Below are 13695 nucleotides of genomic sequence, written 5' to 3'. Positions count from 1 at the left end.
TCATTTATGGTAGTATTCACCATAAATAATGTCAAGCCTTAGCTAATAAGTAATGAAAAATTCCCACAAAGCCTATATTCACAAAGGAATTAAGCTGGTTTTTACAATTAATTTACATTTCTTAATGGTATAACCATTGAATATCAAGCAGTTGTGCCAGTGAGTACGGACATTCTGAGGGAAAATTGACAGAATTTTGAGTGTTGATTTTTATAAACACTAACGCATCTTTATAGATAGAATCTAATTCTGAATCTAAATAATTACGAAGATTAGTTGTAATTTTTCGATTTAATTGAGTTCTAAAAGTATAAATTTCTCCTTGCCAGTGAACTGAATTATTTTCAGATTCACTTGTCCAATATTGCCATAGTAATAAATACCGAATAATTTGTTCTAGAAGACTGACTACAGCATTTTTCTTTTCTTTTCCCAAATCTTCTAACTCCTCAATTAAATTCTCCAAATCTAGTTCTTTAAATTGGTGATTTTTCAGCAAGTTCACTGTTTCTTCTAGCCATTGAGAATCATCAATTTCATAGAGTTGTTTTAAGTCGGTAATGGTTTTCATGACTCTGACCTAGTGAGAGTATTTAAATTCTATCATATCCCCAACTTCTTCAAGAAGTCGGGAATCTTGTATTTATGTTAAAGGCACAATTGCACTCATTTGTTCTAAATCAAGTACAGTTGCTAATTGTGCTTCTGTCATGAAACCTTTTTCTAAAACTATTTGCCGGAGAGATTTACCTGTTTCTAAAGATTCTTTAGCCACAGCCGCAGCATTTAAATAACCAATGTGGGTATTTAAAGCGGTGACTAATGCTAAACTGCCTTCAGCATAAGCCAAACAACGTTCTTTGTTGGCAGTAATTCCTTGAATACAGCTTGTAGTTAAGGCAGAAATGGTATTACCTAAAATCTCAATACTGTGAATTAAATTATAGGCAATCAGGGGCATCATCACATTTAATTCTAATTGTCCAGCTTGGGCAGCAAAAGCGATCGCATTATCATATCCCATTACCTGAAAACATACCATTGATGTCATTTCTGCCATCACAGGATTATATTTTCCAGGCATAATTGAAGAACCAGGTTGTACAGGAGGAAGTTGAATTTCCTTCAATCCGGTTTTCGGTCCAGAATCCATTAAGCGCAAATCGTGGGATATTTTGACTAAATCCTGTGCCAAGTTCCGCAAAGCCCCGGAAACATTCACAAAAGCCCCCATACTTTGCATAGCAGCCATTAAATGGGGTGCAGGTTCTAGAGGAAATTCTAATAATTGCGAGAGGATATCTACAACTCTTTGCCGATATTCAGGGTGAGTATTCATACCTGTTCCCGCCGCACTACCACCTAAACCCAATACCATTAAATCCCCGGAAGCAATATAAAGACGGTTTTGGTGTTCTGAGAGAATTTGCGCCCAAGCCCCGAAATTATCACCTAATCGCACTGGTACAGCGTCTTGGAGGTGGGTTCTGCCAGATTTGACGATATCTTGAAATTCTGTGGCTTTGGCTTCTAAAGCCAAAATTGCCTGGTCTAAAGCGGGATGCAAGGTGCGAGAAAGTGCCAATAACCCACCAATGCGGATAGCGGTAGGGATGACATCGTTGGTAGACTGTCCGTAGTTTACATGATCATTAGGACTAACGAGTTTGTAATTACCTTTTTGATTACCGAGAATTTCCAAAGCCCGATTTGCTAAAACTTCGTTAATATTCATGTGGTGGGAAGTTCCCGCACCAGCTTGATAAACATCAACAACAAACTGATCACGCAATTCACCTGCTAGGATTTCATCAGTGGCTTGAATAATCGCTTTACTAATATCTGCGGGAATACAATCTAATTCTCCGTTCACAATAGCGGTAGCTTTTTTAATATATAAACAAGCATCTACATAAGTAGGTAAAGGTTTGATGCCGCTAATGGGGAAATTTTCGATAGCCCTTTGAGTTTGAATACCATAATAAACGTTGTTAGCTATTTGGCGATCGCCCATTGAGTCTTTTTCAATGCGAAAATCTGTATTGTTAGTCATAAGGAAATCGGGAATAGGGGATAAAATGTAGAGACGTTCCAGGTCACGTCTCTACTACAAGGGTTTTATATCACGTATGTTTAATTTTCACTACTATATTTTCCACCTACCATAATAGAGACAGACGCTATTAAAACCTACATCCCGCAAATAATTCAGGTAGGGGCGTATTGCAATACGCCCTTACTTAAGCCGACACCAATGAGCATTGCTAAACCCTTACGCCACGGTTAATTTATCCGCAAAAATACAATTCCTTGCAGCCGGAAATAAGGTATTTTGGTGAAAGCATATCATGATTGATTTGTACAGTGCGTAAGTCCTAATGTCATAGAATTAGCTGTAACTTAACGTACCTGTTTACAAACCGTCACAAGGGTTGTTATCAGCAATACACAATATTTGGTATACTTTTCCATACTCATGTCATTTCCTAGTTAGGAAATAGGTAATAGGCAGATGGAAAGATCAGTCATGAGTAAGTATTCTTTCCACTTACCTCTTCCGAAATTATCAACTATCCATTATTTCCCAAATTCTTGCATGAATCTAAATCAAGTTAAATCCATCTCCAAATGGACGCAATTGCCGTCTTCAGCAATATTTATTGAGGAAGTATCTATGCAATTGGGTGTGGATATATCAGTATCACAATTACAACAGCAGGTAGAATATTTACAAATCCAATTAGAGTTGGAAAGACAGGAACATACTGAAAAGATCCAACAAATTCAGAAATTTCAAGGGTTATTGCAACATATAACTGAACAAATCCGAGATAGTCTAGATGATCGGAAAATATTAACAATTGTTACTCAGGAATTAGTTGATTTGTTATCACTGAATCGGTGTCAAATTGAATTTTATAATCCCTGCCTAACTGCCACTACAGTTACTTATGAATACAGTTCTAATCTACCCCATTTTCAAGGCTTAATAACAGCAATTGCTGACTTTCCCCAAATTTATCAGTCTCTGTTGCAAAAACAAATTTGGCAATCTATAGAAATTTTGCCAGGACATTATGCTAATTTACAGCTTATGAGTCAACTGGCTTGTCCGATTTTTGATCATCAAGGTATTTTCGGCAATATTTGGCTAATTCGCCACACAGAAGCTAAATTTGGAGAATTAGAAATAGCCTTTTTACAACAAATAGCTAATAAATGTGCGATCGCAATTCGTCAATCTCGACTATATGCAAAAACCAAATCCCAGATTAAGGAAATAGAAAAAAGAGAACATCATAAAAACGAATTTATCAGACATCTTTCCCAAGAATTACGCACACCTATTACTAATATTAGTCTAGCTGTACAAACCTTAGAAAGTCTCATGACACCAGCCGGAAGTTTAGATAGAGAAATAGTATCCCAGCTATTACAAATTCTGAATTATGAATGTGGACGAGAAAATAAATTACTTAACGATCTTCTTAGCTTTACATATCTCCAAAACCATCCTGAACCGCCTACTTTAATTACTATTGATTTTTCAAATTGGTTATTTCCCATTGTTGAATCTTTTCGAGATGTTACCAATTGTCAGCAACAACAGTTACACCTGGATATCTCTCCAGAAATTCCCCCTTTCTCCACAGATATTACTGATTTAGAAAAAATTATTACCTTGTTACTCAACCAAGCTTGTCAATGCGCTCCCGCAGGTAAATCCATTACAGTTACCGCTGATCTGAATGCAGACACAGTAGAATTAGAAGTTAGTATTTCTGGTGTGGAGATTCCTCACCATGAATTATCACAAGTGTTCCAGCCATTTTACCGCATTCCCAAACATTCATCTTGGCAAGCACAGAACACTGGCTTAGAATTGGCTTTGGTAAAAACAATGGTACAACGTTTAAATGGACTAATTCATGTTGTAAGCACTAAGAGTCAAATTGCATTTATCATGCAATTTCCACTATTTCCAGTTTTTTAACTGCACCACTAGCGCCAAAGTCAAAAGTCTGATATTATGGCTTTATCAACGGGTGAGTAGCTCAACGGTAGAGCAGTTGACTCTTAATCAATTGGTTGCGGGTTCGATTCCCTCCTCACCCATTAGGTTTCAGCGTTTTGGTTTTTTGCCCCTGACTAAATCTTGCCTAAAATCAGGAAATACCCCTATCCAAAAAGCTTGATTTTCCTAGGAAATACAGCTAAAGCTCTGACTAAATTTAATTAAAACCATATTCGTTTCTAATCAATATTTTTGATGAGCGATATCCTTTATTTCTGGAAACGCGATCGCTATTTTTTTTGCTACTCATTAAATTCTTGATGTATTATATTAGCTGGTACTTATTTACTAGTTAATTAATTAAATTAGGAAACACGGAATTGCTCAGACCAAAGGCCACCCAGACTGCCACTGACATAGTAATCAAAAAAGCAGACTTGATCACACTTACACCATTAACAGTAAATAGGCGATCGCTATATTTGCAAAACAAGTAGCCACACAAGCCGCATAGGACGCGGATGCTACTAAATCAGTGTACCTGTCTGATGGCTTTAGCAGCTTTACCGCTACTTTTCTGAAAATATTGGCTGGACCGTTGCAATCTGCATTGATTTTTGTACCATCTTGAGAACGAAACAAACCGCGATTTACTCTAGTTCCGCTAGATTTCCACCCTTCGGGTTTTGCGCCAAATATAGGTAGAAAATCATGGTCTAGGAACGATGTTTTTGAAGTATAGGATTCTTCAGTTTCAATAAACTTGATACCGGATTGTTCACACAGTTGAGAGATTCGATCTTTCAATGTAAAATTCACTAGGTGTCGCACCGCGTCCCTCACCCTTACACCAAATAATATTTCCTTGAAAACTAGAAACTGTCAAAACTTTATCCTTTAACTTTCCTATCACTGGCTTAACTTTGTCCTTGACCTTAATATCTATCAGTCTTGATTGTGAACAGGCTTTAATATCCGACATCGGGATGAGCAACTTCTCAGCATCCCGGTTCGCCCATTTTTTAAGGAGTTAGAAAACAGCTTTACGATACTTATCCTTGTATAGCCCGATTTTATTGATTGGGAGGCTCTTAAAGCCAAACTTGTAAGCAGTTGAGTCAGACTTTAGTTGCAAGAGATTATCATTTGGTATCACAAAGCTCACATCATTCTTAATTAAATTTCCCTCGATAGTAATAGTTTTATCAGTCAGTTTGTTCTCCAACTTTAACCATCCGTCACCAAAATAGACGTTATTTATAATTTTGTTTCCTTTGGGAACGCCATATTCATCTTCTAGAATTTTGACCAATTGAGGGTAGCGGGTGCTGTAGGGCGGATGTTTATAGTTCATATCTTCAAGCTTTTCCACCATTCTCCAATTACCTCCGCGAGCAGCACCGACTTTTGCCCAACCTAAAACACGGGCATCTACAGATACTGAAACCTTATTTTTAACAAAGATGTTGTTTTCGACTGTGTTATCACGTCCGCCACCGATTAACACGCCCCGCTGTACTTTATAGAATAGGTTACCATAGATTGTTGTCCCACTAGCACCGTCGTCAAGGTACACTGCCATAACTTCTGTAAAACCTTTTTGCTTTTGAATTCCGGACAGGTTGTGGAAATAGTTATAGCGGATGATGTTCCCTTGCTGGGTGTAGTCTCGACCCATATAAAATGCTCCAGCATCACCAGTTTCTAAGCAAACGTGGTGGATATTGTTGAACTCAATGATATGATTGTTACCGCTAAGAAGGATAGCATTGTGAGGCGCGTCATGAATTAAATTATGTGAGATCAGATTACCAACACCTTGAATAGAAATGCCTGCTCGGTACGTCTTTACCCATCTAGCATAATTATGGATGTGATTATTGATAGCATAGTGCTTTGCTGGTGTCAGGGTTTTGCGATCGCCTCCATTCAACACTATACCCGTTTCACCAATATTATATACATCGTTGCTAATGACACCGTGCCGGATTCCTCCCTTAATCTCTACCCCATTAGTACCAAAGTTACGAATTTGACAGCCTGCAACCAAGACGTTCTCCCCCTTAACTACCCTAATGCCTGCACCTCTGGAATCTTCAAATATCAGACCACTCAGGGTAATATAAGATGCACCATTTAGGGAAACCAGTGGCTCTTTCATCATAGAAACAATAGCCCGGTTGTTTTCCATTGGCGAAGGTGGCCAAAAATAGAGGATGCCAGTTTGACTATCCAAATAGTATTCACCAGGGGTGTCCAATTCTTCTAGGAGGTTGAGGACGTAATAACGCTGGCCTTTTGTGTAACCATAGACTCCGTGGGGCGGCTCAGTAGAAATTTCGTGAGTCTGTGTGTCAATCAACTTGACTTTTGCATAGGAGTCCGCCCAATCCCGAGTCCAATAACCATGTAACCAAATATCACGTGCATTATTCCATCGCTGAGGGCGATCACCTTCATAACTGAACTTACCACCATCCTTTCCCGCAGGCACATCTGCGATTTTTAGATAACCCTGGTTAGGCCAGCGTGCTATCTGCATGGGTTGGTCTGCAAAAAACAGTTCCAAGGGAGAAAGATGATCGGGTCTCCCGAAGCCGCGTGGCGAGAGTTGTCCGTAATCAGTAATCCCCTGTGCTTTCAAATCAACTTGCAGGATCTTGCCACGGGACACAGATGGCATCCGCTTCAGGATACTCTCATCATTAACAGGGTAGAAACCCTGAATTTCCTTTCCCCCAGATAAGCGAACTTGCTCATTTAAGTATGGACGGTAAACAATGGGCGACTCCTTTGTGCCACTATCTTCTGCATTCAGAATAAAGGGTACCTTCCGTTCATAAATTCCTTCACGCAGGTTAATAATAACACCAGAGTTAGGGAATTTACCTGCCTTTTTCAGAGTACGGATTTGATCGCGCACACGCTCAAGTGTATGGAATGGTCCATCGGTCTTCTCTGGGTTAGCTGCTGCAATATTACCTGACCAGCTATCGTTTCCTAGAGGAGAAACGTATAAATTTAGTGGTGTCGAACTGGCATTTACTCCTAATGTAGTGCAGCAAATAACAAGTATCAGCCCAATGCAGAAATGCCATAGAGATTGCAATTTTATACTACTATACACTTAGTATCTAGTCCTCAAAAATGATGTAAAATTAAGCATACAGTTCACGGAAATCATCTGTTTTGACGATTTTGTTGCTTGATAAGTTTCCCGTTACCAAGGCGATTTCTCAAAATAATTTTACCGATTAGGAGAGCGAACAGCAGTTCTCTCCTCCGATGAAATCATGTTGTGTGGTAATTTTTATTCTGGAAATCACCTTATTTGGGGATGCTGTTGTAAAAAGTCTGTAATTTCCTCAATACCGTCTCTATTTGGGGAAAGGATGATTGTTTCTCCACCTTTGACAACTCCTGTTTGTAGGGTTTTGTAGTCGGAAACCGAAGCATCAATGAAGACAACTGTGGTGGTTTGACTTGAAAAAGAGTTGTTTAAGATAGTTTTGGTTTTTGCACTTGATAACAGAGTGTAGTTTCCTTATGCTGATGCATAAAGTTTAAATTTAGTATTACTCACCCTATTGAAATCTTTATCAGGTAAGAGGTTTAAAGTTTATGAACAATCTACGAGTTTTGGGCAGGATTGAGTTTATCTCACACAGAAACGCAAAGAGAAGAGATTGGTTGTGATTATGCGATAGCGATAGTTCTTCCTCGTCCATTTTATGATAACAAGTTTTTCAGTCGGTGTCAATAGCTTTCACCTTATTATTGCGACCCTGTAGAAATAGTTTTATGTTTATGCAAACTTAATTGCTGACAGCCTCTTAATTTGATTAAACATAGGAGTGAAAATTAAATATGCGTAACCCGAAACCCTTGTAGAGAGGTTCCATGAAACGTTTCTACATCATAATATGTCTATTAGAGACTTCCAATTAAAGAAATATCCAAAATTTCTTGTGGTGCGGGCCGAAAAGTCCCCTAATAATACAGGGAGGGACCAGATGCCCATCCCACAAAATTGGATAGCGAGGCGCTGCTGCAAGCAGTTCATCTTTTTTGTGGAGTTCTCTTAAACTCGACGCAGATTCATAAGTTTTTGAAGAGAGTCCAGCATATCAATCGCTACAAAGAAGATTTTTCCGTCGGGATTGATTAAAAACCGCCAAGAAATATTCATGCCGACGGTAACACCAAACCAAGGATTTTGCACTACTTATGTGATTTTCAGTTGCTTAGAACCGTCTGGTTGAACTTCACAGATACCTTGTTGTGGCATCATGTTGAGTTCTTGTGCTTCTTCGCGCATATATTTAGCGATCGCTTCCCGGCCAACAATGGGCTTTTGGAATATAAGCTAATTTAAAAAAACTCCATAAAAACATGAACTGCTTACAGCAGCGCTTTGATATCCAATAGCGTAGGGGTAATTCATGAATTACCCCTACTTTTGTGGCAACAAGCTTTAGGAGAATGATATTAAAACAGGATTAATCATTCTATGGAGTTCTCTAAGTTGCATAAGCTGGGGGAACCAGATGCCCACCCCACAAGAGTTATGCTGAATGCGATTATGCAAATTAGATGTTTTTCACTTTAACCAATTAACTAAACAAGCAAGAAATTAGCACCAAACAGATTCACATTGAAGTCAGATTTAGTAAACCCAGTTGTACCTGATAAAGTGGCTAAGATATCACCTGTGCCAAAACCAGAATTACCACCAATACCATCACTAACGCGAAGTTGTGTACTTGTTCCAGATTTTACCACATCAATATTGGCAATACCTGTAAACTGGATTTTATCACCACCGACACCACGCACAAACTCATAAATGGTATCTGCACCATCTCCAGAGGCATAATTAACTATATCTATGGCCTTATCTTTTAAACCCAAATAGAGTTGATCGTTACCGAGACCACCAATAAAAGTATCTGCACCAGCATTACCAATGAGAGTATCTACACCTGCACCACCTGTGAGAATATTAGCGGCAGCGTTACCAGTAATGGTGTTATCTAAGATGTTACCAGTACCATTAATGGCAGTTGTTCCTTGCAAGGTCAGGTTTTCTACGTTGTTACTTAATGTGTAGTTGATAATACTGAAAACACTGTCTGTGCCTTCTCCTAAATTTTCAGTAATGCTATCTCCCGCGTTATCTACATAGTAGGAATCGTTACCTAAACCACCAATCAGGGTATCTGCGCCTTTTCCACCGTTGAGGATATTATTAGCACTATTACCTTTAATAGTATTATTCAGTTGATTACCTGTACCATCAATAGCAGTCGTGCCAGTTAAGGTTAAGTTTTCCAGATTGACTTTTAATGTCCAAGTGATGGAAGATTCAACAGTATCAATTCCCCGATTTAGACCTTCCGCAACAATATCTCCAACATTATCTACTACATAGGTATCATTGCCTGTACCGCCGATTAATAAGTCTGCACCTAATCCTCCGTCCAGGTAATCATTACCGTCTCCAGTGGCAATATCATCGTTTCCTGTCCCACCTTTAACCCAATCATTAGCCGCAGTACCGTTAAAGCTAAAAGTACCAGCAAACCCACTTAAATCAAAGCGTTCAAATCCAAGTACAGATGTACCTGCTATATCTAAAACTTGACTAGTGCTGTTATTAGCATCTATGGCGATACTGTCGTCAGCATTCACACCTGTGATGACAAGAGTATCTGTACCAATGCCACCGTTGATGGTGTCATTTTGTTGTAAGTTGCCTAATGTACCAGTAATTGTGTCGTCTCCAGCTTGTCCATTAATGATATCTTGTTGCAGTGTCGTACTGATTAAATTATCTAAGGGACTCACATCAAGAATTTGTATCCCTGAAATATCATCAGATACATAAGCTAATGTGTTTATTACCTGTATACCCCTCGCAGTACCAGGAGTATCATAAGTTTCTACCAAAGTGGGAGCGGCGGGATCGCTGATGTTAATAACTTGCACACCTGAAGCGCTATCAGTCACGTAGGCGTAGTTGCCTACTACCTGAACACTCCGAGCAGTTCCAGGGGTATCGTAACTGCCAACTAGGGTGAGTGCAGCAGGATTGCTGATATCCAGAATTAGGAGTCCTGAACCCTGATCAGTTAAATACGCCAAGTTGCCTACTATCTGGAGACTATTCGCATTACCAGGAGTATCATAACTGCCAACTAGAGTAGGTGCGGCAGGATTGCTGATATTGATGATTTGTAATCCTGATGTATCATCTGCTACATAAGCAAGATTGCCAGAGATCAAGACAGTTCTCGCAGCACCAGGAGTATCATAACTGCCAACTAGGGTGGGAGTAGCAGGATTGCTGACATTGAGGATTAGGAGTCCTGAAGTGTCATCAGCCACATAAGCAAGGTTGCCTACTACTTGGACGCGATAGGCATTGCCAGGAGTATTATAACTGCCAACTAGGGTGGGAGTAGCAGGATTACTGACATTGATGATTTGTAGTCCTGAATCCTGATCAGATATGTAAGCTAAGTTTCCGACTATCTGGATACCCCTCGCATTGCCAGGAGTATCATAACTGCCAACTGGAGTTGGTGCGATGGGATTAGTGACATCAAGGATTACTAATCCTTTATCCCAATCAGCTACGTAGAGTAAGTTGCCTACCTGTTGAGTACGGTAAGCAGCACCAGCCGTGTCATAGGAACCTTTCAATGTTAAATTAGGCATACGTACCTCATGATGAACTGTTAAAATTTCTGTACGAAATCGCTTTAAATGGGAAATTATTGATACTAATCAAGTTAAAGTCCGGTTTCTCAGTCGAGTTATCGTACATTCAAAGTATTTCATAGTTTTTTTTAAAATGCAAGTGTTTTTAGCAACTTTTTTTACACAGATTGAGCCGCAATTTTATTTCTCGATTGGACAAGTCTGGTTATTTATTAGTTGTGTATTGACAAAATTTTATTTGAATTAACTTGTAATAACTAAATTCAAATATGATTCAACAGGTATGATATAGTAATGAATTAAACTTATTAAGCATAAACGCTTCCTGAAATTAATCCTGTAAACTCTTATTTGCGTCTTTGCTCGAAATAAAAAGTGTAAAGTGAGCATTGCCAACCCTACTGAAATATCTGTCAGACAAAAGTTTTAAAAACCTGACAGGTGACTGCTAGTGTGTTAATTCTGAATCCCTTATCCCATAAGACTTCATGCACAAAATGTGTCGCATATTTTTATGAGAAAGTGCCTGGAACAGATGCTTTCGGTGTAAACTACGGTAACACCAATAATTTCCCAGGAAATCGCTCCAAAACACACAAAATTAACATACTAGGTGACTGCTGACTATTAACTGCCCTTAGATAAGCAGAAATTAACCTCCAGAGTCAGTTAGCAATGGTATTGGTAAATTTCTCTGATTTTATAGACAGGCATTGCCGAATATAGACAAATATATGAAAATTATTGGTAAAATTCTAGTAATTTTATAGACATTGTCATTCATGGTAAATTGCCTATAAAATCAATACCTTAGCCAAATTACGAAGGTGAGATGATAATGCTTTAACCATGAACTCCCGTTTCTCACTCTTGCTTGGCAAAAACAATCAGCCTTAAAAATTCCTTAAAGGTTTCCGACAAGGATTTTTTAAATGTATTGACGGGGTAGATAAGGGTTTTAGATTCTAAATTACCTTTTCGTCGAAACGCTTATATATGCTTATTTTTGCCGTTTTTGCCAAAAATTATCAAGGCTCTTATTTTGGCAATAGTATTGTAAAATAAAACTATATTCTCAAGAGTCGAAGACATCTGAATGTTGGGTGAGAGTCCTTTTGGGGTGCGAAGTCGGTAAACAATCCGAATCTATAGGAACTAAAAAGTAAATCACATCAGATCGAGATAATCAATCAGAGAATAAAATGCAAAAAACCATAAAAGTAATCCCTAATGATGAAATCTGATGGGATAAAGGGGATTGTAGTTTCTCCAGTATTGGTAACACTTTCAAAGTAAAAGATATTTGTCTATATTTTTTACAACTATTACAAAAAGTAAAGGGCAATTTTACTATGACCAAAGCACCTGTTGCTCCTGTGGTGCTAGTCATTCTAGACGGATGGGGCTACTGTGAGGAAACCCGAGGAAACGCCATTACCGCTGCCAAAACGCCAATCATGGACAGTTTATGGGCAGCTTATCCCCACACCCTCATTCGCACATCAGGAAAAGCCGTAGGGTTACCAGAAGGACAAATGGGCAACTCGGAAGTTGGTCATTTGAACATTGGCGCTGGTCGAGTCGTACCCCAAGAACTGGTACGGATATCAGATGCTGTAGAAGACGGTTCTTTAGCCGCAAACCCAGCCCTTGTCAAAATTTGCCAAGAAGTGCGTTCAGCTAATGGCAAGTTACATCTAGTGGGGCTTTGTTCTGATGGCGGGGTACATTCCCATATTACCCATCTATTTGGACTCCTTGACTTAGCCAAGGCACAGCAACTTTCACAAGTTTGTATCCACGCCATTACTGATGGCCGTGACACCAAACCGACAGATGCTATTAACGTCATCCAGCAGTTGGCAGACTACATGGATAAAACTGGCATTGGTGAAATCACGACCATCAGCGGTCGCTATTATGCAATGGATCGTGATAACCGTTGGGATCGAGTCCAACGTGCCTACGATGTGATGACAACAGATAGTGATGGCAATGGACTTACCGCCGTAGAGGTATTGCAAGCATCCTACGCTGAAGGTATTACTGATGAGTTTGTTCTCCCTGTCCGTCTTCAACCTGGTGCGGTAGAATCGGGAGATGGAGTGATATTTTTTAACTTCCGTCCCGACCGGGCCAGAGAATTAACTCAGGCTTTTGTCAGTAAAACTTTTAACGGTTTTGAAAGACAGCCAATTCAGCCGCTTTCTTTTGTAACTTTTACCCAGTATGATCCAGAATTGCCAGTTTCGGTGGCTTTTGCACCTCAAAATCTGAGCAATATTCTGGGTGAAGTTATCGCTAATCGTGGTTTAAAGCAATTTAGAACGGCCGAAACTGAAAAATATGCTCATGTCACCTACTTCTTTAATGGGGGACTAGAAGACCCTTGTGAGGGAGAAGACCGGGAATTAGTCAGTAGTCCCATGGTGGCAACTTATGATCAAGCCCCGGCGATGTCAGCACAAGCTGTAACAGATGTGGCGATCGCTGCCATTAGAAAGGGCATTTACTCCCTAGTAGTGATGAACTATGCTAACCCAGACATGGTAGGGCATACAGGGCAAATTCCAGCGACAGTCACAGCCGTTGAAGCTGTAGATCGCTGTTTAGGTCGTCTCATTGATACTATTGGTAAAGCTGGTGGTACAGCAATTATTACTGCTGATCATGGCAATGCTGAGTATATGCTGGATGAAAACGGTCATCCTTGGACAGCGCATACTACTAACCCAGTTCCTTTAATTTTGGTAGAAGGCGAAAAAGCCAAAATACCCGGATATGGAACAAATGTGGAATTAAGAAATGATGGCAAATTAGCCGATATTGCCCCCACAATTCTGGATATATTACAAATATCCCAACCCCAAGAAATGACCGGGCAATCATTACTTACAGCCGCAGAATATGATTTACAACTAACTCGTACTCCTGTACAACTAGGCTTGTAAAATCGT

The 13695-nt window shown here is 39.4% G+C and carries 6 protein-coding genes, 1 tRNA gene and 3 pseudogenes; 3 read left to right on the top strand and 7 right to left on the bottom strand.

Annotation, left to right across the window (positions count from 1 at the left end):
- Positions 1-121: 121 nt before the first annotated feature.
- Together EZY12_11705 and EZY12_11700 are read right to left on the bottom strand one after the other, a co-directional pair.
- Complete coding sequence (locus EZY12_11705) at positions 122-571, bottom strand: DUF29 domain-containing protein (protein QSX70165.1); 450 nt, start codon at positions 569-571, stop codon at positions 122-124.
- A gap of 72 nt (positions 572-643) precedes the next feature.
- Complete coding sequence (locus tag EZY12_11700; protein QSX70164.1) at positions 644-2053, bottom strand: aspartate ammonia-lyase; 1410 nt, start codon at positions 2051-2053, stop codon at positions 644-646.
- 543 nt (positions 2054-2596) lie between these two features.
- Between EZY12_11700 and EZY12_11695 the strand changes: the two genes are divergently transcribed.
- Complete coding sequence (locus EZY12_11695; GenBank protein QSX70637.1) at positions 2597-3994, top strand: HAMP domain-containing histidine kinase; 1398 nt, start codon at positions 2597-2599, stop codon at positions 3992-3994.
- 50 nt (positions 3995-4044) lie between these two features.
- Positions 4045-4116: transfer RNA gene (locus EZY12_11690), tRNA-Lys, on the top strand.
- Positions 4117-4579: 463 nt separating this feature from the next.
- Here the strand turns inward: EZY12_11690 and EZY12_11685 are convergent.
- The 5 genes and pseudogenes from EZY12_11685 to EZY12_11665 form a co-directional block, all read right to left on the bottom strand.
- Positions 4580-4822 (bottom strand): annotated as a pseudogene (locus EZY12_11685) (transposase).
- 223 nt (positions 4823-5045) lie between these two features.
- A complete protein-coding gene (locus EZY12_11680; protein ID QSX70163.1) occupies positions 5046-7124 on the bottom strand; it encodes a right-handed parallel beta-helix repeat-containing protein in 2079 nt (692 codons plus the stop codon).
- A 219-nt stretch (positions 7125-7343) separates the two neighbouring features.
- Positions 7344-7520, bottom strand: a pseudogene (locus tag EZY12_11675) (DUF4347 domain-containing protein).
- Between the two features lie 576 nt (positions 7521-8096).
- Positions 8097-8375 (bottom strand): annotated as a pseudogene (locus EZY12_11670) (Red carotenoid-binding protein).
- A 257-nt stretch (positions 8376-8632) separates the two neighbouring features.
- Complete coding sequence (locus EZY12_11665) at positions 8633-10735, bottom strand: hypothetical protein (protein ID QSX70162.1); 2103 nt, start codon at positions 10733-10735, stop codon at positions 8633-8635.
- A gap of 1355 nt (positions 10736-12090) precedes the next feature.
- Between EZY12_11665 and EZY12_11660 the strand changes: the two genes are divergently transcribed.
- Positions 12091-13689 carry a 2,3-bisphosphoglycerate-independent phosphoglycerate mutase gene (locus EZY12_11660; GenBank protein ID QSX70161.1) on the top strand — a complete coding sequence of 533 codons (1599 nt, stop codon included), beginning with the start codon at positions 12091-12093 and terminating at the stop codon, positions 13687-13689.
- The last annotated feature ends 6 nt before the right edge of the window (positions 13690-13695 follow it).

This window comes from Dolichospermum sp. DET69, assembly GCA_017355425.1.
Taxonomy (GTDB): Bacteria; Cyanobacteriota; Cyanobacteriia; order Cyanobacteriales; family Nostocaceae; genus Dolichospermum.
The sequence above is the reverse complement of the archived record's forward strand: the minus strand, read 5'-3'. Positions and strand labels throughout refer to the sequence as shown.